The sequence below is a fragment of the Arthrobacter sp. 08Y14 genome, from assembly GCF_002929455.1.
GTDB classification, from domain to species: Bacteria; Actinomycetota; Actinomycetes; order Actinomycetales; family Micrococcaceae; genus Arthrobacter_B; species Arthrobacter_B sunyaminii.
Genome location: NZ_PJIX01000001.1, coordinates 14,573 through 36,552, shown reverse-complemented (window position 1 = coordinate 36,552; position 21,980 = coordinate 14,573). Strand labels below are relative to the sequence as shown.

General features: G+C 63.5%; 16 protein-coding genes and 3 tRNA genes. 8 read left to right on the top strand and 11 right to left on the bottom strand.

Annotated elements, in window-relative coordinates; genetic code table 11:
• Positions 1-120: 120 nt before the first annotated feature.
• A complete protein-coding gene (locus CXR03_RS00165; RefSeq protein ID WP_104101168.1) occupies positions 121-1,644 on the bottom strand; it encodes a malate:quinone oxidoreductase in 1,524 nt (507 codons plus the stop codon).
• A gap of 68 nt (positions 1,645-1,712) precedes the next feature.
• The gene (locus CXR03_RS00160) at positions 1,713-3,395 is read right to left on the bottom strand and encodes an ABC transporter substrate-binding protein (RefSeq protein ID WP_308470570.1); all 1,683 of its coding nucleotides are present in this window, start codon (positions 3,393-3,395) and stop codon (positions 1,713-1,715) included.
• 152 nt (positions 3,396-3,547) lie between these two features.
• On the opposite strand from CXR03_RS00160, the gene CXR03_RS00155 reads away from it, so the two are divergent.
• A complete protein-coding gene (locus CXR03_RS00155; RefSeq protein WP_104101166.1) occupies positions 3,548-5,347 on the top strand; it encodes an ABC transporter ATP-binding protein in 1,800 nt (599 codons plus the stop codon).
• Positions 5,348-5,417: 70 nt separating this feature from the next.
• Here CXR03_RS00155 and CXR03_RS00150 read toward each other — a convergent pair whose 3' ends face one another.
• The 6 genes from CXR03_RS00150 to bcp form a co-directional block, all read right to left on the bottom strand.
• Positions 5,418-6,368: an ABC transporter permease gene (locus CXR03_RS00150; protein ID WP_104101164.1), complete on the bottom strand. Its 951-nt coding sequence runs from the start codon at positions 6,366-6,368 to the stop codon at positions 5,418-5,420.
• Entirely contained in the window at positions 6,365-7,369 is a 1,005-nt protein-coding gene (locus CXR03_RS00145) for an ABC transporter permease (protein WP_104052401.1), read from the bottom strand. Before CXR03_RS00145 ends, CXR03_RS00150 begins: the two co-directional genes overlap by 4 nt.
• A gap of 94 nt (positions 7,370-7,463) precedes the next feature.
• Complete coding sequence (locus CXR03_RS00140; RefSeq protein ID WP_104101162.1) at positions 7,464-9,161, bottom strand: ABC transporter substrate-binding protein; 1,698 nt, start codon at positions 9,159-9,161, stop codon at positions 7,464-7,466.
• A gap of 274 nt (positions 9,162-9,435) precedes the next feature.
• Positions 9,436-10,137, bottom strand: a complete 702-nt coding sequence (locus tag CXR03_RS00135; RefSeq protein ID WP_104101160.1) for a fasciclin domain-containing protein — start codon at positions 10,135-10,137, stop codon at positions 9,436-9,438.
• 269 nt (positions 10,138-10,406) lie between these two features.
• A tRNA-Leu gene (locus CXR03_RS00130) sits at positions 10,407-10,488 on the bottom strand.
• A 69-nt stretch (positions 10,489-10,557) separates the two neighbouring features.
• Positions 10,558-11,025, bottom strand: a complete 468-nt coding sequence (bcp, locus tag CXR03_RS00125; RefSeq protein WP_104101159.1) for a thioredoxin-dependent thiol peroxidase — start codon at positions 11,023-11,025, stop codon at positions 10,558-10,560.
• A gap of 180 nt (positions 11,026-11,205) precedes the next feature.
• Here bcp and CXR03_RS00120 point away from each other — a divergent pair, with 180 nt between their 5' ends.
• A complete protein-coding gene (locus tag CXR03_RS00120) occupies positions 11,206-11,733 on the top strand; it encodes a MarR family winged helix-turn-helix transcriptional regulator (protein WP_308470569.1) in 528 nt (175 codons plus the stop codon).
• A 228-nt stretch (positions 11,734-11,961) separates the two neighbouring features.
• On the opposite strand, the gene CXR03_RS00115 is transcribed toward CXR03_RS00120, so the two are convergent.
• Both CXR03_RS00115 and CXR03_RS00110 read right to left on the bottom strand, forming a co-directional pair.
• Positions 11,962-12,037, bottom strand: a tRNA-Lys gene (locus CXR03_RS00115).
• A 266-nt stretch (positions 12,038-12,303) separates the two neighbouring features.
• Positions 12,304-12,379 (bottom strand) — tRNA-Lys (locus CXR03_RS00110).
• A 565-nt stretch (positions 12,380-12,944) separates the two neighbouring features.
• Between CXR03_RS00110 and CXR03_RS00100 the strand changes: the two genes are divergently transcribed.
• Positions 12,945-13,901 carry a 2-hydroxyacid dehydrogenase gene (locus CXR03_RS00100; RefSeq protein WP_104101154.1) on the top strand — a complete coding sequence of 319 codons (957 nt, stop codon included), beginning with the start codon at positions 12,945-12,947 and terminating at the stop codon, positions 13,899-13,901.
• Between the two features lie 33 nt (positions 13,902-13,934).
• Here the strand turns inward: CXR03_RS00100 and CXR03_RS00095 are convergent, their stop codons facing one another.
• Positions 13,935-14,381 carry a hypothetical protein gene (locus CXR03_RS00095; protein ID WP_104101152.1) on the bottom strand — a complete coding sequence of 149 codons (447 nt, stop codon included), beginning with the start codon at positions 14,379-14,381 and terminating at the stop codon, positions 13,935-13,937.
• A 161-nt stretch (positions 14,382-14,542) separates the two neighbouring features.
• Between CXR03_RS00095 and ilvD the strand changes: the two genes are divergently transcribed.
• From ilvD to serA, 5 genes are all read left to right on the top strand, one after another.
• Positions 14,543-16,246, top strand: a complete 1,704-nt coding sequence (gene ilvD / locus CXR03_RS00090) for a dihydroxy-acid dehydratase (protein WP_104052393.1) — start codon at positions 14,543-14,545, stop codon at positions 16,244-16,246.
• 342 nt (positions 16,247-16,588) lie between these two features.
• Positions 16,589-18,496 (top strand): acetolactate synthase large subunit, encoded by a 1,908-nt coding sequence (locus tag CXR03_RS00085; protein ID WP_104101150.1) that lies wholly within the window; start codon positions 16,589-16,591, stop codon positions 18,494-18,496.
• 4 nt (positions 18,497-18,500) lie between these two features.
• Positions 18,501-19,016, top strand: coding sequence for an acetolactate synthase small subunit (ilvN, locus tag CXR03_RS00080; RefSeq protein WP_104052391.1), 516 nt, complete (start codon positions 18,501-18,503; stop codon positions 19,014-19,016).
• A 69-nt stretch (positions 19,017-19,085) separates the two neighbouring features.
• Positions 19,086-20,111 (top strand): ketol-acid reductoisomerase, encoded by a 1,026-nt coding sequence (gene ilvC / locus CXR03_RS00075; protein ID WP_104052390.1) that lies wholly within the window; start codon positions 19,086-19,088, stop codon positions 20,109-20,111.
• Positions 20,112-20,316: 205 nt separating this feature from the next.
• Positions 20,317-21,912 carry a phosphoglycerate dehydrogenase gene (gene serA, locus CXR03_RS00070; protein WP_104101148.1) on the top strand — a complete coding sequence of 532 codons (1,596 nt, stop codon included), beginning with the start codon at positions 20,317-20,319 and terminating at the stop codon, positions 21,910-21,912.
• Positions 21,913-21,980 lie beyond the last annotated feature (68 nt).

Here is a 21,980-nt window from a genome sequence, read left to right as displayed (position 1 = left end):
CAGATCGGCAAAACATCCCGGAACCAACCCGGTTCCGGTACTTAACGTTCGTTGGACCGGGCCGACCGGATGGGTCAGCCCGGTCCAACGGGTGAAACTTTTTCGGAGAGTACCTGCGGCTTAGTTCAGGCCCAGAACACGGTTGGTGTCAGAGGTGAGTTCATCCAGCAGGGACTCATTCTCATTGAGCTTGACGCCGTATCCCGGAATCATGTCCTTGATCTTCGGCTCCCAGCCGCCAAACTCGCGCGGGAAGGCACGCTTAAGCAGGTTGATCATGATGGGCGGGGCTGTGGAGGCACCCGGGGAAGCACCCAGCAGGGCCCCGATGGAGCCGTCCGCTGCGGTGATGAGTTCGGTGCCGAACTGCAGCACGCCGCCCTTCTTCGGGTCCTTCTTGATGACCTGCACACGCTGCCCGGCGGTGATGAGCTCCCAGCCTTCGGTACCCGCCTGCGGCATGAATTCCTGGAGCGCCTTCGTCTTGCCCTCGCGGGTCTTCATCACTTCGGTGACCAGGTACTTGACCAGGGACATGTTGTCCTTGGCCACGGCCAGCATCGGAACCAGGTTGCCCGGCCGTACCGAAGCAGGCAGGTCCAGATAGGAGCCGGTCTTCAGGAACTTGGGGGAGAAGCCGCCGTACGGGCCGAACAGCAGCGAGCGCTTGCCGTTGACGAAGCGGGTGTCCAGGTGCGGGACGGACATGGGCGGGGCGCCCACTGAGGCCTGGCCATACACTTTGGCGTTGTGGCGGGCAATGATGGACTCGTCCGTGGAGCGCAGGAACTGGCCGGAGACCGGGAACCCGCCAAATCCCTTGCCTTCGGGAATGCCGGAGGCCTGGAGCAGGTGCAGGGCACCGCCGCCGCCGCCGATGAAGACGAAGCGTGCGGACACCGTGCGGGAGGCCCCGGTAGCGCGGTTCTTGACCTTGACATCCCAGCCGCCGGAGGAGGAGCGGGTGACGTTGCTGACTTCGTGGCCGTAATTCATCTCCACGCCGCTGCCGGCCAGGTAACCGGTCAGTTCGCGGGTCAGCGCGCCGAAGTCGACGTCGGTGCCGCCGACGACGCGGGAACCGGCAACACGCTGGGAAGGATCGCGTCCCTCCATGATCAACGGAGCCCATTCGGCCAGCTTGGAGTGGTCTTCGGAGAATTCCATCGACTTGAACAGCGGCTGGGCGCTCAGCGACTCGTACCGGCGGCGCAGGTACTCGGAGTGCGCGTCACCCCACACAAAGCTCATGTGCGGCAGCGGATTGATGAAGCTGTTGGAGATATGGCCGGATGAGACCATATGGGACCAGAACTGGCGGGACACCTGGAACTGCTCGTTGATGCCCACCGCCTTGGCCGAATCCACTGAGCCGTCCGCAGCTGCGGGGCTGTAGTTCAGTTCGCACAGTGCGGCGTGGCCGGTTCCGGCGTTGTTCCAAGGGTCCGAGCTTTCCAGTCCGGCGCGGTCGAGGCGCTCAAACAAGGAAATGTCCCAGTCCGGCGCCAGCTGCTTCAGGAACGCCCCGAGGGTCGCGCTCATGATGCCGCCGCCGATCAGCAGTACATCGGTTTTTGTTGCGGACGTATCCGCCGGGCTATTAGCAGTCAACTTCATATCTCCAGTCGCGTGGGCGCTAGCCATAGAAGCGTATCGCTCCAAGGGGCCTTACTAAAATCACCTGCAGTTTGCAACGAGCGAATACGCGCTCGTTACTCGTCCCGAAGCTCGATCCGGTTGAAGACCTCGTTGAGCAGCGGCGACGTGGGGTAGGAACCGATCCTGGGGGACAGGGCCAGCGCGGAAATGGGGAAGGCCAGCGGAACGGCCGGCACCCGGGTGGAGATGCGGTCCGTAATCGCGGTGTACGCTTCCGTCCGTTCCGGACCTTCCTGCAGGGTCCGTGCCCGGTCGATCTTGCTCAGCAACTGCGTGTCATCGTAGGCAAACTCTTCGGTGTAACTGCCGAAAAGGGTGCCCACAAAGTTGTCCGGATCGTCATAGGTGCCGCTGATGCCGAACAAATGCAGGGCGCGGTCCCCGCTGGTCTGCACGCTGGAGAGATAATCATCGGACCACTCCACCGGAACGGGTTTAATGTTCAGCCCCGCAGCGGTCAGCTGGCGGCTCAGTTCCGCGTACACCCGTTCGGGGGTGGGCAGATAGGCCCGCGTCACGTGACGCGGATAGTAGAAGGGGAGCTCGGCGCCGTCGTAACCGGCTTCCTTGAACAGCTCGGCGGCCTTCTCGGGATCGTAGCCGTAGTTGGTGACGGACCCGGAGGAAACCCCGAGCTTTTCCGGCACAAACTGGTTCGCCTGCTTGGTGCCGTTAAGGAAGAGCCCGTCCAGGAGCGCGCCCTTGTCAATGGAGTGGGCGATGGCCTGGCGCATCTTGAGGTCATCCATGCCGGGGAAGGCCTGATTGATGCCGAGATAAAGCACTGAATAGGGGTCCCGCTGCAGGATCTGGAGGCCGTTGCGGGCGAGATCGTCCACATCCGCCACGGTGACCAGATCATAGCCGTCCACCTGCCCGGTTTTCAGGGCCCGCAGGCGGCTTTCCGGGCTGCTGATGGTGGAGAAGACCACGGTGCCGATTTGCCCGCGGACACCCCAGTAGTCAGGGTTGGCGGCCAGCCGCACTTCGTCGCCGTCCCAGGACTCGAGAGTGAAGGGACCCGTCCCTGTCGGGTGCAGCGCGTAGTCGGAGACTTTCTGGCCGTCCTTTTCCACGGTCAGCACGTCGGCTTTGAACTGCTGCAGAGCCTTGGGGGAGGAGATCGCAAATTCCGGCGATGCCAGGGCGGGAATGAAACCGCTGAGCCGGGTGGCCAGGTCTATTTGGACGGAGTACTCGTCGACGGCAGTGCATGACTTGTACACAGCCAAATTGGGGGCGTCCGAGAAGGCATTGAAGACGGCTTTGTAGGCAAGGTTGCCGGATCCGCGTGCGGAGACAGGCAGGTTGTACCAGCGGTCAAAGTTGGCGCAGACGGCATCGGCGTTGAACGGCTCGCCGTCATGGAAGGTGACGTCCCGCCGCAGGGTAAAGGTGTACGTGCGTCCGTCTTCGGACTCGGTCCAGCTCTCGGCCAGCAGGGGAGTGGGTGCAGAGGTCAGGGGATCAACACCAACCAGCCCCTCCATGATCTGGCGGGTGACCCGGTGGCTTTCGGTGTCCGTCGCCAGGGCCGGATCCAGAGTGGACGGGCGGGCGGCGGTGGCGAAGGTGAAGGTGGCGGTGGGTTCTGAACCCGTTGCGCTTACTGTCGCCGAAGCTGAGGCCGTGGCAGTACCCTCGGGCGGAGCGGCGGTGCATCCGGCGAGAGTTACAGCGGCAATCATTGCACCGGCCCGAAGGAAGGAGCGGCGGCCCATGCCGGAATTTGTCACAGCTGTTGTTCTCCTCCGGAGACGCTCCGTCAACGGTGCGTTTGGTTCTATCGGGTGTACTTATACGAATTGCCAGTCTAAATGATAAAAATCCGGCAACAGCCGGTGAGACACGGCTCACAGCTGCCCTGCAAGTAGGGCAGGATAGGGAAATGACTGAAATCAGCCTTGATTCACCTCTGCTTGAGGTGACGGATCTCGCGGTTAATTTCCGCACCACCGACGGAGAGGTCCAAGCCGTCAAGAACGCCTCCTTTACCTTGCCCCGCGGAGGGACGCTGGCAATTGTGGGGGAGTCGGGTTCCGGCAAATCCACCACAGCCATGGCCGTCATCGGGCTGCTGCCCGGAAACGGCAAGGTGGCCGAGGGCAGCATCCGCTTTGACGGCACGGAACTGGTGGGCCTGCCCGAGGCGAAGATGCGTGCCATCCGGGGACGGTCCATTGGGCTGGTGCCCCAGGACCCCATGTCCAACCTGAACCCGGTCACAAAGATTGGCACCCAGGTTGCGGAAACCCTGCTGGTCCACGGCATGGCAACGTCCAAGGATGTGGACCGGAAGGTCATCGAGGTACTGACGGCAGCCGGGCTGCCGGACGCCGCGGAGCGCGCCAAGCAGTATCCGCATGAGTTCTCCGGCGGTATGCGCCAGCGCGCGTTGATCGCCATTGGACTGGCCTGCCGGCCGCGGCTGCTGATTGCCGACGAGCCCACCTCGGCCCTGGACGTCACTGTGCAGCGGACCATCCTGGACCAGATCGGAAAAATGACCGAGGAGCTGGGAACCTCGGTGCTGCTCATCACGCACGACCTTGGGCTGGCAGCCGAACGCGCCTCGGAGCTTGTCGTGATGCACCGGGGCCTCGTGGTGGAAACCGGACCCGCCCGTCAGCTGCTGGAGGATCCCCAGCATCCCTACACCCAGTCACTGGTGGCGGCGGCGCCCAGCGTCGCAGCGGTGCGCCTGAGCCCGGGGGCCTTTAAGGCCCCGGCGGCGCAGCGCCTGCGGCTCGCTGAGCAGGTGTACGCCGAACAGTCGGACGGAACCAACACGCCAGTGAACGACGGCGGTGCCCCGGCTGATGCGGTTCCTTCACCGAAGCACAGCGCCGGAGTGACCGAGGCGGGCTCGCCGGAAACCGCGGCACCGGACAACATTGTGGAGATCCGGGATCTGACCAAGGTCTACAAGATCCGCGGCCGTTCCGAGGACTTCTATGCCGCCCGAAACGTCACGCTGGACATTCCCCGCGGGCGTACGGTGGCCATCGTCGGTGAATCCGGCTCCGGCAAGACCACCACTGCCCGGATGCTGCTGAAGCTGGTCGAACCCACCAGCGGCACCATGACCTTCGACGGGGTTGACGTGGGTTCCCTGGAGAAGGCCAAGCTGAGGGACTTCCGGCAGCGGGTGCAGCCTATCTTCCAGGATCCGTATTCCTCCCTGGATCCCATGTTCACGATTCAGCGGATCCTGGACGAGCCGCTGAAGACCTACAAGCGGGGTTCCAAGAGCGAGCGCGAGGCCCGCGTGCGCGAGCTGATGGACCAGGTGGCGCTGCCGCATTCGATGCTGGGCCGCTACCCCGCGGAGCTCTCCGGCGGGCAGCGCCAGCGCGTGGCGATTGCGCGTGCTCTGGCGCTCAAGCCGGAACTGATCGTCTGTGACGAGCCGGTCTCTGCCCTGGACGTCCTGGTCCAGGCCCAGATCCTGAAACTGCTGGGGGACCTGCAGGCGGAACTGGGACTGAGCTACCTCTTCATCTCCCATGACCTGGCCGTGGTCCGGCTGATCTCGGACTATGTCTGCGTGATGAAGGACGGTGAACTGGTGGAGGCGGCGTCGTCGGAGGAAGTCTTCTCCAACCCCCGCCACCCGTACACCCGGAAACTGCTGGCTTCGATTCCGGGCAACGAGCTGAACATCGAGGATGACGAACTGGCTTCCTAATCTGCTCGACGAACGAGAAAAGCGCCGCCCCTGTGAACAGGAGCGGCGCTTTTCTCGTGGGGCGGACCGGCTATTTCTTCCGGGTCTTGGGATCCAGGGCCTCCCGCAGGGATTCGCCCAGCAGGGTGAATCCCAGGGCCGTGACGGCGATGCAGATGCCCGGCAGGAACGCCAGCTGCGGTGCCACGGCCAGTTCGTTCTGTGCGTAGGTCAGCATCCGCCCCCACTCCGCCGTTTGCGGCTTGCCGCCGCCGAGGCCGAGGAAGGACAGGGCGGCGGCGTCAATGACAGCCGTCGCCAGGGTCAGGGTGCCCTGCACGATCACCGGACCCATGCTGTTGGGCAGCAGATGGCTCATGGTGATGGTGCGCCGGCTCAAACCCAGGGACTGCGCCGAGAGGATGTAGTCCGCACTGCGCTGGGAAATCATGGATGAGCGCAGCAGCCGGGCAAAGATGGGAATCTGGGAAACACCAATGGCAATCATGATCGCGTAGGTGTTCTGGCCCAGAATGGCGGCAATGCTCACCGCCAGCAGCAGGTTCGGGATGGAGAGCAGGATGTCCACGAAACGCATGATGACGTTGTCCACCCAACCGCCGATCCCGCCGGCGATGATGCCCAGGAGCATTCCGCCCGCCAGTCCCAGCGCGGTGGAAATGACACCGATGATCAGCGAGGCACGGGCGCCCCAAATGAGCTTGGACAGGACGTCGCCTCCGAACCGGTCCAGTCCCAGCGGGTAGGCATCGATGTCGCCGGGCCCGGGGATGGACGTGGGCGTGATGTCCGTCCGGCCCGGAAGATCGTCACCGCCGAACGGTGCCAGCACGGGCGCCAAAATAGAGACCAGGATGAACAGCCCAATAATCACTGCGCCGGCAATGGCCGCAGGGTTGCGGCGCAGCCGCTTGAAGGCCGATTGCCACATGCCGGTTCCGCGGGTGTTGGCCTGGACCGGTGCTGCGGGCTCGTCGGGGCGGATCGCGCCGCCGGGAGCCGGTGGGAGAACTGTACTCATTGCACCCTCACCCTCGGGTCGATGAAGCCATAGGACACGTCAACAATGAGGTTGATCAGTGAATAGGCGATGGCGATGAAAATGATGAATCCCTGCAGCACGGGATAGTCCAGGTTAAAGATGGCATCACGGAGGAATCTGCCGATGCCGCTGAAGGCAAACACCGTTTCGGTCAGCACGGCACCGGAAATCAGCAGGCCCGTCTGCAGGCCAATGGTGGTGGTCACCGGAAGCATGGCGTTGCGCAGCACAAACCTGCCGCGGATGGTTTTCTCCATCAGGCCCTTGGCGCGGGCGGTACGTACGTAATCAGCCCCCTGGACCTCCAGTACGGAGGCGCGGGTGATGCGCACGATGATTGCCAGCGGAATGGTACCCAGGGCAATTCCGGGCAGCACCAGGTGCATCAGTGCGTCCCAGGAAGCGTCCCATTCCCGGGTCAGCAACCCGTCCAGCACGTAAAAGTCCGTGATGTGGGTGGCGTCAATACGCGGGTTCTGCCTGCCGTCCGGGGGAAACCAGGGGAGCTGGATGGCAAAGAGCCACTTCAGGATAAAGGCCAGGAAGAACACCGGAATGGTGATTCCCACAAGCGAGAGCACCACCGAGGAATGATCCCAGAAACGTCCGTAGTGGGTGGCCGCGAGGTAGCCGAGCGGGATCCCGATGCCGATGGCAAAGATGAGCGCCACCAGGGACAGTTCCAGTGTCGCTGGGAAACGTGTGGCGAATTCCTCCAGGACAGGCCGGCCGGTGACCGTGGAGACGCCGAAGTCGCCCTGCAGGAGCTTGCCCACATAGACGAAGTACTGCTCCAGGAGGGGCCGGTCAAAGCCGTAGGCGGCATTGATCCGCGCAATGGCCTCGGGTGTTGCTTTGTCGCCGAGCAGAGCAGTGGCGGGGCCGCCCGGAAGGCTGCGGACCCAGACGAACAAGAGGATGGACAAACCGATGAGTGTGGGGATCAGCATGAGAAGGCGTTTGCCGATGACTTGCAGCACAGTTGTCCTTTCTCAGCGGGTAAAGGCGCTGGAAGAAGGAAAAAGAAACAGGGAAAGGGCCGGGGTCTCCGAAGAGACCCCGGCCCTGTGCTGCTTACTTGCTGAGTTCGATCTTATTGAACACTTCGTCATTCACCGGGCTGGCGGGGTAGGAAACCACGCGCTCGTTGAAGGCGAGTGAGGGAGCCGGATGTGCCAGCGGAATGGCAGGCACAAACTCGGCGATGTCCTCGTTGATCTGTTCGTACAGGGGAGTCTGCTCTTCGAGGCTGCTGACCTGGCGGGCCTCCTCCAGTGCACCGAAGATCTCCGGGTTGTTGAAGCCGAACTCGGGCTTCTCGCCGCCGAAGAACACGCCCACGAAGTTGTCGGTGTCGTTGTAGTCGCCGGTCCAGCCCAGCAGGTGGATGCCGTGGTCTTCAGAGGCCTGGACGCGGTCCAGGTAATCCGGGGACCACTTGTTCGGCTGGGGATTGACGGTGATGCCCACTTCTTCGAGCTGGGCGGTGATGTTGGTGTAGACCTGCTCCGGCGTCGGCATGTACGGACGGGAAACGTTGGTCGGGTAGTTGAAGTCCAAGGTGAAGCCGTCCGGGTAGCCGGCCTCTGCCAGCAGAGACTTGGCTTTCTCGGGATCGTATTCGTATTCGGTGACGTCTTCGTTGTAGCCGTTGACCACGTCGGGGATGAACTGGGAAGCCACCTTGGTGCCCTCGGGCAGGGTCTGGTCCACCAGCGCCTGCTTGTCGATGGCGTGGGCAATAGCCTGACGAACCAGCGGGTTCGCCAGCTGCTCCACCTTTTGGTTCATCCCGAGGTAGAGGATGGTGAACGGCTCGCGGGCCATGACGTTGTATCCGGCATCAGCCAGGGACTTTGTGTCGGCCGGAGCCACGAGGTCGTAGCCGTCAATGGTGCCCGCCTCGAGGGACTGGCGGCGGGAGTTGGGATCGTCGATGACGCGGAAGATAATGTCCGTGACCTGGCCCTGCTCGCCCCAGTAGTCGTCATAGGCGGAGAGGGTGACCTGGTTGCCCACTTCCCAGCTCTCGAACTTGAACGGACCGGTCCCGGTGGGATAGCTCTTGGCGTACTCGGTCAGCGTGGGAGCTTCGGCCGTGCCGGAGGCTTCGTTGGCCGCATACTTTTCCATCGCCGTCGGGCTCTGCATGGAGAAGGCCGGCAGCGACAATGCAGCGATAAACCCGGCGAACGGCTTGGCCAGGGTGACTACGGCTTCGGTGTCGCCCGTGGCTTCGCAGGACTCGTAGGTGGCGGTTTCCGGGGTATCGGCGAAGCCCTTGAAGAGCTTGCTGTAGTAGTAGGCCAGGCTCTCGGCCTGCTGGATACCCGTGAAGTTGTACCAGCGGTCAAAGTTGGCGCAAACGGCTTCAGCGTTGAAAGCGGTGCCGTCGTGGAAGGTGACGCCGTCCTGCAGCTCGAAGGTGTACGTCAGGGCGTCCTCGGAAGTCTCCCAGGACTTGGCCAGCAGCGGCTCCGGATCCGCGGTGCCCGGCTTGACGCCCACCAGGCCCTCGAAGATCTGGCGGCTGACGCGGAAGGACTCGCCGTCGGAAGCGAAGGCGGGGTCCAGCGACTTGGGATCCGAGGACGCTGCGAACACAAAGGTTCCGTCAACGTCCGACGACGCCCCGGCGTCGCCCGTTCCTTCGTCGCGCTCGCTCTGGGCACAGCCCGAGAGAATCAGGGCGCTGAGCGCGATCCCTGTGGTGATGGCCGCGGCGCGCCGTTTAGGGCGCGAACCGCTCGTAGATCGGCCGGCATATGACATGGTCGTACTCCTCTGGGGCGAGAGATACCCGTGCGTGTGGCGGGTGCCGTGCGGGGCGTGTCATCCGATGTGTGTCGTGCGACACAAACGTATGGACCAGAGCCTAATGGGTGACCGGGATTCCGACGGTATTTGAACGCCCGGCGGCGCGGTCACAATTCGGTCACACAAGAGGCGGGGCGGGCACACAAAAGGCGGGCACCCGGAGGGGCACCCGCCTTTTGCTCGGCTGCGAAGGTCGGCACAGCCTGCCGGCGCTAACCGGCCGCTTTGGTTACATTCCGGGCATCAGGACGGTGTCCAGCAGGTAAACGGTGGCGTTTTCAGTCTGGACGCCGCCGCAAACCACTGTGGCGTCGTTGACCATGAGGCTGTCTCCGGAACCGGTGACCTCAACTTCTTCGCCGTTGACGGTGGCGTATGAGCCGAACAGCTCATCGGGTGTCATCTGGCCGGGAACCACGTGGTAGGTCAGGATGCTGGAGAGCAGGTCCGGATCAGCCTTCAGCGCCTCAATGGTGGCCGGATCCAGCTTTGCAAATGCATCATCGGTGGGGGCAAAGACGGTGAACTCGGAGCCGTTGAGGGTGTCCACGAGATTTACATCCGGGTTTAGCTCGCCGGAGACAGCTGACGTGAGGGTGGTGAGCATGGGGTTGTTGGAAGCCGCAGTGACCACGGGATCAAGGGACATTCCTTCAATGGAACCGGCGCCTTCGGGAACGGCTGCCGCGTAGTCGGCGCAGCTGGCGCCCACCAGGTTGGCCGCCGGGTCAGCGCTCATGGACTCGCTGGCGCCGGGATCGGAGCTCATGGATTCCGAAGCCGAGGGGGACATGCTGGACTCTGATGCCATGCCTGATTCGGAACTTGTTGATGAGGTGTCGGTGGAGTCGGTGCTGCAGGCGGCCATACCCAGCATGGAGACAGCGGCGATTCCGAGGATGGACATGTTTCGGCGGGTTTTGAAAGCCATGATTTTCTCCTTCTGGCGAGAGCCCCCGTTGCGGCGGAACCTCGTGGTTGGGGTGAACACCTCTTGGTGCGAGGTCTCAGAAGGTCTTCGGCCGGACTCCGGAGCCGGATGGGTGGAACACCGGAAAAGTTTTGACCCGCGTCACAGGCTGAGGACGGTCGGGGGAGGAAGGGGGCAGGAGGGGAAAAGAAAACACCCCGGTCCGAAGACCGGGGTGTTACCTACGTCGCGACTCATCCGGAAACGATGTCTCGACTCATCACAAACGGTGCGCGAGGAGGGACTTGAACCCACACGTCCGAAGACACTGGAACCTAAATCCAGCGCGTCTACCAATTCCGCCACTCGCGCGCACTGCTTTCAGGATGTTGCCGCAATTGTTGCGCAAAGCCCTAAAACCAGCCTCCAGTGTACCCGAGGTTAGGCGAGTCCCAGATCACGGGATAGTTTGGCAACGTGGCCGGTGGCTTTCACGTTGTACTGGGCGAGGGAAACCTTGCCTTCCGGGTCCACCACCACGGTTGACCGGATCAGGCCCTCATACGTCTTGCCGTAGTTCTTTTTCTCGCCCCAGGCTCCGTACGCCTCGGCCACGGCGTGGTCGGGATCGGAGAGCAGGGGAAAGTTGAGGTTCTCCGCCTCGGCAAACTTCTCCAGCTTGGGCACGGAGTCGGGGGAGATGCCGACGACGGCGTACCCGGCGTCCTGCAGGCTGTTCAGGTTGTCCCGGAAATCGCAGGCTTCCTTGGTGCAGCCCGGGGTGGCGGCAGCGGGGTAAAAGTACACAATGGTGCTGCGTCCGCGGAATCCGGAGAGCGAGACGGAAGTCGAGTTTGTGGCCGGAAGGGTGAAGTCCGGGGCTGTTTCACCGGGGGACAGGCGGGTCATAGGTCTCTCCTTGGTATCAATGCGCGGCTCACCACGCCTCGGCGAGACAGTGGGAGGCCATGGTGACTATCATAGTAGGTGGTGGATTTGCAGGTTATCCGATCGGCCGATGCCTCCTCACCCTGAAAGGAAGAGTTCAGTTTTATGCCCGATATGGAGCACTGGCCCACTGGTCGCCTCTTGTCTACGGCCGCACGTCTGGTCGAACATGCCTGGAATGAGAGGCTGGTCCGGATAGGGGTCACCCACGCGGGAGTGATCGCGCTTGGAGTCCTTGAATCCCAGGGACCCATGACGCAGGCACGCCTTGCACAAATTGTCCGTGTGCAGGCGCAGACCATGGGTAAGACTCTCTCCCGGCTTGAAGCTCACGGCCACGTAACCCGCGTGCGCAATGACCTCGACCGGCGCAGCCACATGGTGTCCATCACCCCGCAGGGCCTTGAAGCGCTGCAGGAAGCCCAGGACATTGAGCGCACGCTGACCGAGGGCCAGGAACTCATGTCGCCCGAACTGCGCGGACAGCTGCGCAACGTTATCCGCGAGCTGGGCAATCCCCGGTGGCAACTTGCCGTGGATGTACCCGGACTGCCTATTCCGGCGGTGGCCCCGGAAGAAATCGAAGCCATTGCAGCTCCGATCGATCCGGCGGGCGAGGTCCAGGGCGAGGCGTCCGGCGAAACCGAAGGCGTTGAGGCGGGAAAATAACCCCGAGCCTGGTATCTCTGAGGTAACAATTACAGGAAGGCACGCACCCAAGCGGGAAGCGTGCCTTTCCTGTTTAAAGGCAGCCGGTGCGGGTTGCCGGCGGCAGGAGGGGTCAAAAGGGGCGGGGTTCGTGCCGACCAACACCCTGTGCCGACCAACACCCCTGTGCCAACCAAAAAGGAGAGCGGCCCCACCGGTATTCACCGGACAGAACCGCTCTCCTTGACGTGGTGCACCCCCCGGGACTTGAACCCGGAACCCTCTGATTAAGAGTCAGATGCTCTGCCAATTGAGCTAGAGGTGCATCTTGCCGGGATGCCGTACCGCCGGTCAAACCGGCGATTTGTCATCCGCAACGACAGACAACATTACCAGCCTTTTTCCCTGACCGCGAACGCGGGGGCGTGGAATCGGGCAATTGAGACGCACTTCATACGGCGTCCCTGCATTCGCGGTACAGCGAGCAGGGGATGCGCAGCTTGACCGTTACGGGGTGCGCCGGAGGTATCTCCCGGACAAAAGAAAAACCCCGGCTGTTTGGTCATAATGCCAAACAGCCGGGGTTCTCATTGGTGCACCCCCCGGGACTTGAACCCGGAACCCTCTGATTAAGAGTCAGATGCTCTGCCAATTGAGCTAGAGGTGCATTTGTCTCAGAGTGCCAACCGTGCTTTTTTGCTCGATTTGCTCTCCGCAACGACATGAAACATTACCAGTACTTCCGGGGAAAAGAGAAATCGGGTGGAAATTTCAGGGATTGGGCGTACCTGCCTTCCTGTGTCGGCCCGCCGGAACCACGAGTTCCAGCGGACTGCCGTCCCAATCCGCACTGTTATCGACAATCCACGTTCGGGAGGGAAGTCCGGGGGCGCCGGAAGCCGGCTCGTCCGAATCTTGCGCGGCAGTGGCTGAAACGGTATCCCGGGGGACCGGGGTGACCGGGAGGCCCCCGGCCTGTTCCACTACCTTGTTGTTCAGGAGCCGCCTCAACAGGCCAAAAGCGGCACCGGCACTGAGCCCGGCAGCGGCGGCAGCTGCGGACGTTGTAAGCCGAGACAAGCGTTTCACTCAACCCGCCCTTCCACTGGTGTGCCGCAGCAGGCATGGCCCGCGGGGACAACAACACTGAACCAGTCTTCGACGTTACGGCGGCGCCGCAGCGGTGTCCAGAGTGCACGGTGCGGTGCAGCCCCGGGGCTAGGCTGTCAGGCATGAATGAGCAATTCCGCCCCGTCCGCACCCTGACCGTGCCCAGCGAAGATCTCCTCGATGCGCTGGAACCTTTGCCTGACGGCTTCCGTGCCGGCGTCTGGGACCTGGTGGGGGAGCCCAGCGGGCTAACCTACGGCGAGATTGACGCCGTCGTCCTGCCGTACGCGGCCGGAAACGAGTGGGGCGAGGCACTGGGCCGCGTACCCAACCTCAGGATGATTCAGGCCCAGACCACCGGGTATGACGGGCTGCCGGAGCTCGCCGGCCCCGGCGTTGCCGTCGCCAGCGCTGCGGGCGTCCATGCGGCCGGGACCGCGGAGCTTGCACTGACCCTGATGCTGGCCAGTCTGCGCGGAGTTGATGACGCCGTGCGCAATGCGCAGACCGGCACGTGGGGCAGCAGGCGTTACCGCGGGCTGGCCGACTCCAGGGTGTTGATGGTGGGTGTGGGTGGAATAGGATCCGCCATCGCGCGCCGGCTGGAGCCCTTCGAAGTTGAACTCACCCGGGTGGGAAGCCGGGCACGCACCGATGAGCACGGATTGGTGCACGGGGTCGATGAATTGGCCGAACTCGCAGCCACAGCGGATGTCCTGGTGGTAATTACCCCGCTGAACGAGCAAACACGGCACCTCATTGGCCGTGACGTCCTGGCTGCGCTGCCTGACGGGGCGCTGGTTGTGAACGTGGCGCGCGGCGCCGTTGTTGATACGGAGGCGCTCACTGCGGAGGTGGTCTCTGGCCGTCTGTCAGCCGCGCTCGACGTCGTCGATCCGGAACCGCTGCCGGCGGATCATCCGCTGTGGAAGGCACCCAACGCAATCATCACCCCGCATGTCGGAGGAAACACAGAGGCCTTTGTGCGGCGCATCCGCAAGCTGCTCAAAGAGCAGGTGGGCCGGCTGGCCCGGGGCGAGGAACCAATGAACCTTGTCCTGCGGGGGCCGTGGGATTGAGCCTGCCGGGGTTGGGCGCGGCCAGGCACGGCCTCAGGCCAGAGTCACGAAGTGGTCGAGAAAAGCGCTGAAATCCTCCAGGTCCCCGGCCTGTTCGATGATCCGGCGCTCTCCGCCGTCGCCGTTTTTTGGCAGCAAAGCCGTGGACAGCACCCGGAACCGGAAAAGGCGTCCGGTGTTCGTTCCCACTTCGTAATCACCTGAATTCACTTCATCCGTGTGGGAGAGGTTGGTCGAATTAACTGCTGTGGGAGCTTCCGTACCGGCCAGGGTTTCGGGATCGAACGGTGCGAACACCAGCTCTGCGGGGCGCCACCGGTAACCCACCACATAGTAGGTTTCGGCGCCGTCTCCGCCCGGGACGGCGCAGACCAGGTTGTAGTCCCCATAGTTGGGGATCTGAGATTCAAACACATGCCGGAGCACAGCCTTGATGTCATCGCTTGAGGGCTGGTCGCGGAATTCTGGTGCCGAAGTCATTTGCCCAGTCTATGAACATCAGCCCCGGACAATGGAAGCCCGCCACGGCAACGCCTTGGTTGGTCATCCACTTGTCACGTGCTCTTCACGCGCCGTAACAACCGGGGCATGCATCCGTCACATGCCCCGGAACGGCCTCCGATAGGTTCTAAGATCGGAACATGAGTGTGGAGAATACCCCTGACATCAAACCCCGCAGCCGAGTCGTCACGGACGGGATCCATGCAGCCCCGGCCCGCGGCATGTTTCGGGCCGTCGGGATGGGGGACGACGATTTCGCAAAGCCGCAGATCGGCGTCGCCAGTTCCTGGAATGAAATCACCCCCTGCAACCTGTCCCTGAACCGCCTGGCCCAGGGCGCCAAGGAAGGCGTCCACGCCGGCGGCGGTTTCCCCATGCAGTTCGGCACCATCTCCGTGTCCGACGGCATTTCCATGGGACATGAGGGCATGCACTTCTCCCTGGTGTCGCGTGAAGTCATTGCCGACTCCGTGGAAACCGTGATGATGGCCGAGCGCCTGGACGGATCGATCCTCCTGGCTGGCTGCGACAAGTCCCTGCCCGGCATGCTGATGGCTGCCGCGCGGCTGGATCTCTCCAGTGTCTTCCTGTACGCCGGTTCCATCATGCCCGGCTTCGCCAAGATGGAAGACGGCACTGAGCGGGAAGTGACGCTCATCGACGCCTTTGAAGCTGTGGGTGCCTGCGCCGCCGGCAAGATGAGCCTCAAGGACCTGGACACCATCGAACGTGCCATCTGCCCGGGCGAAGGCGCCTGCGGCGGCATGTACACGGCCAACACCATGGCCTGCATCGGTGAAGCTCTGGGTATGTCCCTTCCCGGTTCCGCCGCGCCGCCCTCGGCCGACCGCCGGCGCGACGAGTTCGCCCGCAAGTCCGGCGAAGCCGTGGTCAACCTGCTGCGCAAGGGCATCACCGCCCGCGACATCATGACCAAAAAGGCCTTCGAAAACGCCATTGCCGTCACGATGGCCTTCGGCGGTTCCACCAACGCCGTCCTGCACCTGCTGGCCATCGCCCGCGAAGCTCATGTGGACCTCACGCTGGAGGACTTCAACCGAATCGGTGACCGGATTCCGCACCTGGGGGACCTGAAGCCCTTCGGCCGCTACGTGATGCACGACGTCGACAAGATCGGCGGCGTGCCGGTGATCATGAAGGCACTGCTCGACGCCGGCCTGATCCACGGCGACTGCCTCACCGTCACGGGCAAGACCGTTGCGGAAAACCTGGCCTCCATCAATCCGCCGGATCCCGACGGCAAGGTCCTGCGCGCCATGGACAACCCCATCCACAAGACCGGCGGCATCACCATCCTGCACGGTTCCATGGCACCCGAGGGCGCCGTCGTGAAGAGCGCCGGCTTTGACGCGGATGTCTTCGAAGGCACCGCCCGCGTGTTCGAACGTGAACAGGGTGCACTGGATGCCCTGGACAACGGAGAAATCCACGCCGGCGACGTCGTCGTCATCCGCTACGAGGGACCCAAGGGCGGACCGGGCATGCGCGAAATGCTCGCCATCACCGGTGCCATCAAGGGAGCGGGTCTGGGCAAGGACGTCCTGCTGCTCACTGACGGCCGGTTCTCCGGCGGCACCACGGGCCTGTGCATCGGCCATGTGGCGCCGGAAGCGGTCGACGGCGGTCCCATTGCCTTCGTGAAGGACGGCGACCGGATCCGCGTGGACATCGCCGCGCGCAGCTTCGACCTGCTGGTCGATGAGTCCGAGCTGGAAGCACGCAAGGTTGGCTGGAAGCCGCTGCCGGGCAAGTTCACCACCGGTGTTCTGGGCAAGTACACCAAACTGGTCAACTCTGCCTCCACCGGCGCCTACTGCGGCTGAAATGCGGACAGAGTGGCAGGCGTTCCGGCGCCTGCCGTTCTGCCCTTGGACGTCCAAAGAACGGACACGTTGTCCACATAATGAGACGGCAGTCTCATAAGTTTGACACCCCCGCAGGGGACGGGAAGACTGAAGGGCATGCAGATCGTACCCGTCGTCCTTATCAAGCGCGTGGCCTAACCGCCGAGCTTGCAAGAACGTCACGCGCGAACCCCTACGGAGCCAACCGGCACGAGGGGTTTTTTTATTGGCTTCAGACAAAGCAGAAAAGCCGTCCCGGGCTAATCGTCCGGCCGGCCGCCGCAGCAGATCACATGAATAAGTATCCGTAAGGAAGAATTTATGAGTAAGGGATCGCCAATCAGCCCGTCGCTGATGGCCAACAAGGCCAGCGTTGCCGCCAAGGCAGCCGCTGCCAAGACGCGTGATGTTGCCTCTTCCGTTTCCGTAGCGTCCGAAGCTGTGGACACCCGGGTGCAGGGCTCCAACAATGTTGTTCCGCCCACCGAGATGACCGGCTCCAAGGCTATTGTCCGGGCGCTGGAAGAGCTGGGCGTTGAGGACATCTTCGGCCTGCCCGGCGGCGCAATCCTTCCGACGTATGACCCGCTCATGGATTCCACCAAGCTCCGGCACATCCTGGTCCGCCACGAGCAGGGAGCCGGACACGCCGCAGAGGGTTACGCCATGGTTACCGGCCGTGCCGGCGTCTGCATCGCCACGTCCGGGCCCGGCGCCACCAACCTGGTGACCGCCCTTGCGGATGCACACATGGACTCGGTTCCCATGGTTGCCATCACGGGCCAGGTCTCCAGCGCCTTCATCGGCAGCGACGCCTTCCAGGAAGCGGACATCGTGGGTATCACCATGCCCATCACCAAGCATTCCTACCTGGTCACCAACGCGGATGACATACCCCGGGTCCTGGCCGAGGCCTTCCACATTGCCACCAGTGGCCGCCCCGGACCGGTGCTGGTGGACATCTCCAAGGACGCCCAGCAGGCCAAGACCATGTTCTCCTGGCCGCCCCGGATTGATCTGCCCGGCTACCGCACCGTGGTGCGCGGCCACTCCAAGCAGGTGCGCGAAGCCGCACGCCTGATCGCGGCGTCGCACCGTCCCGTGTTCTACGTTGGCGGCGGCGTGCTGAAGGCCGATGCCTCTGCAGAGCTGCTGGAACTGGCCGAGCTGGTGGGCGCGCCCGTCGTCACCACGCTGCAGGCCCGCGGCGTCTTCCCCGATTCGCACCGTCAGCACGCGGGCATGCCCGGCATGCACGGATCCGTCTCGGCGGTCACGGCCCTGCAGCAGTCGGACCTGCTTATCACCCTCGGTGCCCGCTTCGATGACCGCGTCACCGGCGTCCTGTCCTCCTTTGCCCCCGGGGCGAAGGTCATCCACGCGGACATCGACCCCGCCGAAATCTCCAAGAACCGGCCTGCGGACGTGCCGATTGTGGGGTCGGTCAAGGAGATCCTCCCTGAACTGTCCGACGCCGTACGCGCTCAGTTCGCCGTCGAGCGCCCCGACATTGCCCCCTGGTGGGAAGTCATTGACCGCCTGCGCGAGATCTACCCCATGGGTTACAGCGAACCCGAGGACGGCCACATTGCCCCGCAGAAGGTCATCGAGCGCATTGGTGCGCTCACCGGGCCGGAAGGCGTGTACGTGGCCGGCGTGGGCCAGCATCAGATGTGGGCCGCCCAGTTCATCAAGTACGAACGTCCCCGCGCCTGGCTGAACTCCGGCGGGCTGGGCACCATGGGCTATTCGGTGCCCGCAGCCATGGGCGCCAAGGTCGGCAACCCGGACCGCGTGGTCTGGGCCATCGACGGCGACGGCTGCTTCCAGATGACCAACCAGGAACTGGCCACCTGCCTGATCAACAAGATCCCGATCAAGGTTGCCATCATCAACAACTCCTCCCTGGGCATGGTGCGGCAGTGGCAGACCCTCTTCTACGAGTCCCGCTACTCCAACACGGACCTGAACACGGGCCATGACACCGTCCGGGTTCCGGACTTCGTGAAGCTTGCGGACGCCTACGGCTGCGCCGGACTGCGGTGCGAGCGCGAAGAGGACATTGACGATACGATCCGCCAGGCCCTGGCGATCAACGACCGCCCGGTGGTCATTGACTTTGTGGTCAGCCGCGACTCAATGGTCTGGCCGATGGTGCCCTCCGGCGTTTCCAATGACCTGATCCAGATTGCCCGCAACATGACACCCACCTGGGAAGAGGAGGACTAGGGCCATGGCACGCCACACCCTTTCCGTACTGGTTGAAGACGTTCCCGGTGTCCTGACCCGCGTCGCGTCCCTGTTTGCCCGCCGGGCATTCAACATCAATTCTTTGGCCGTTGGCCCCTCGGAGGTGCCGGGACTGTCCCGCATCACCGTGGTGGTCGAGGCCGAGGGCGACCTGCTGGAACAGGTCACCAAACAACTGAACAAGCTCGTCAATGTCATCAAGATTGTTGAGCTGGTTCCCGAGTCTTCCGTGCAACGCGACCACATCTTGGTCAAGGTTCGCGCGGATGCCGCAACCCGGCTGCAGGTAACCCAGGCAGCCGAGCTGTTCCGTTCTTCAGTGGTTGACGTGTCCACCGACTCGCTGATCGTTGAAGCCACAGGCACCGCCGAAAAGCTCAATGCACTCCTTGCAGTGCTTGAACCCTTTGGCATCCGCGAAATAGTTCAATCCGGAACGCTGGCCATCGGCCGCGGCTCCAAGTCAATGGGCGACCGTGCGCACCTGCGCACCGCCTAGGCTTTCGCTGCAGTTCCGCTTCAAACCTTTATCCAAGAACCCAGCAACAAACTTCAGTAGGAGAACACTGTGACTGACATGTATTACGACGACGACGCCGACCTGTCCATCATCCAGGGACGTACCGTCGCGGTCATCGGCTACGGAAGCCAGGGCCACGCCCACGCTCTCAGCCTGCGCGATTCCGGCGTTGACGTCCGCGTTGGCCTCAAGGAAGGCTCGAAGTCCCGCGCCAAGGCCGAAGCTGAGGGCCTGCGTGTCCTTAGCGTTGCAGACGCCGTTGCCGAAGCTGACCTCATCATGGTGCTCACCCCGGACCAGGTCCAGCGCTTCGTGTACGCCGAGGAGATCGCCCCGAACCTGCAGGCCGGCGACGCCCTGTTCTTCGGCCACGGCTTCAACATCCGCTACGGCTACATCCAGCCGCCGGCGGACGTCGACGTCGCGCTGGTTGCCCCCAAGGGTCCGGGCCACATCGTGCGCCGCGAATTCGAAGCCGGCCGCGGTGTTCCCGACCTCATCGCCGTCGAGCAGAACCCCTCCGGCAAGGCCAAGGAACTGGCCCTGTCCTACGCCAAGGCCATTGGCGGCACCCGCGCCGGCGTCATCGAGACCACCTTCACCGAAGAGACCGAAACGGACCTCTTCGGCGAGCAGGCTGTCCTCTGCGGCGGTGCATCACAGCTGATCCAGTACGGCTTCGAGACCCTGACCGAAGCCGGCTACAAGCCCGAGGTCGCGTACTTCGAGGTGCTGCACGAGCTCAAGCTCATCGTTGACCTGATGGTCGAAGGCGGCATCGCCAAGCAGCGCTGGAGCGTTTCGGACACCGCCGAGTACGGCGACTACGTTTCCGGACCCCGCGTCATTGACGAGAGCGTGAAGGAAAACATGAAGGCCGTCCTGGCGGACATCCAGAACGGTGCCTTCGCCAAGCGCTTCATCGATGACCAGGACGCCGACGCTACGGAGTTCAAGGCACTGCGCCAGAAGGGCGAAGACCACCCGATCGAGGCCACCGGCCGCGAACTGCGCAAGCTCTTCTCCTGGATCAAGTCCGACGACGATTACACCGAAGGCTCCGTCTCCCGCTAGGCAGATCCCGCTAAACGGAGGCCGGTAACCTGCCGGTAACACAGGGCACACGATTGAGTGCGCCCAACAGCGAAACGATAAGCTCGCAAGAGCAAGCCGTTTCGGTAAAGAGGCCGGGCCCGGTTGAACGGGTCCGGCCTCTTTGCGCAGAAAAGGGTTTCACCAAGATCCCCACCAGAATCCACCACAGCTAAAGAGGTCACCGGTGACAGCCACCAAGCCCGTCGTACTCATTGCGGAAGAACTTTCCCCGGCCACGGTCCAGGCCCTGGGCCCGGACTTCGAAATCCGCTCCACCAACGGAGCGGACCGGACGCAGCTGCTCTCCGCCATTGCGGACGTGGATGCCATCCTGGTGCGCTCGGCCACCCAGGTGGATGCCGAAGCCATCGCCGCCGCGAAGAACCTCAAGGTCATTGCCCGGGCCGGTGTCGGCCTGGACAACGTGGACATCAAGGCCGCCACCCAGGCCGGTGTCATGGTGGTCAACGCCCCGACGTCGAACATCATCTCCGCCGCGGAACTGACCGTCGGCCACATCCTTTCCCTGGCCCGCCACATTCCGCAGGCCAGCGCAGCCCTCAAGGGCGGCGAGTGGAAGCGCTCCAAGTACTCCGGCATTGAGCTGTTCGAAAAGAAGATCGGCATCATCGGCCTGGGCCGCATCGGCGCCCTGGTGGCCGCCCGGCTGCAGGGCTTCGGCACCGAAATCCTCGCCTATGACCCGTACATCACCCCGGCCCGCGCCGCCCAGCTGAATGTCCGCCTAGTGACGCTGGACGAGCTGCTGGAGCAGGCTGACTTTGTCACCATCCACATGCCCAAGACCCCCGAGACGGTGGGGATGCTCGGCGCCGAGGCCTTCGACAAGATGAAGGACACCGCCTACGTGGTGAACGTGGCCCGCGGCGGCCTGGTGGATGAGGATGCCCTCTACACCGCGCTGACCGAGGGCAAGATCGCCGGTGCCGGTGTGGACGTCTTCGTGAAGGAACCCTCCACCGACCTGCCGTTCCAGGCCCTGGACAACGTCATTGTCACCCCTCATCTGGGCGCCTCCACCGAGGAAGCCCAGGAAAAGGCCGGCGTCTCCGTCGCCAAATCGGTCCGTCTGGCCCTCGCCGGCGAACTGGTGCCCGACGCCGTGAACGTGGCCGGCGGCATCATTGCCGAGGACGTCCGCCCGGGCATCCCGCTGATCGAAAAGCTGGGACGCATCTTCACCGCGCTCTCCTCCGACTCCGTCACCGCCATCGACATTGAGGTGGCCGGCGAGATCGCCGCGCTGGACGTCAAGGCCCTGGAACTGGCAGCACTCAAGGGCATCTTCACGGACATCGTCTCCGAGCAGGTCTCCTACGTGAACGCTCCGGTCCTGGCCGAGCAGCGCGGCATCGAGGTCCGTCTGCTCAAGACCCCCGATGTGGATGACTACCGCAACGTACTGACCATCCGCGGCGCCCTCTCGGACGGCACCCAGCTGGAAGTCGCCGGTACCCTGACCGGGCCCAAGCAGATCGAAAAGCTTGTGGGCGTCAACGGCTATGACCTCGAGATCCCGATCAGTGAGCACCTGCTGGTGCTCATCTACGCTGACCGCCCCGGCGTCATCGGCGCCCTGGGCCGGGTCCTGGGGGAGAAGAACATCAACATTGCCGGCATGCAGGTGGCCCGCAACACCGAGGGCGGCCAGGCCCTGTCACTGCTGACCGTGGATTCCTCCGTTCCGCAGGACGTGCTGGAAACGCTGCGCACCGAAATCGGTGCCACCGTGGTCCGCGAGGTTGACCTGCAGGGCTAACAGCCCTGCCGGGTCCGCCCAGGGTAGGAGGCGCCTGGCTCGGAGTTCATGCCGGGCTCCGAGGCGCC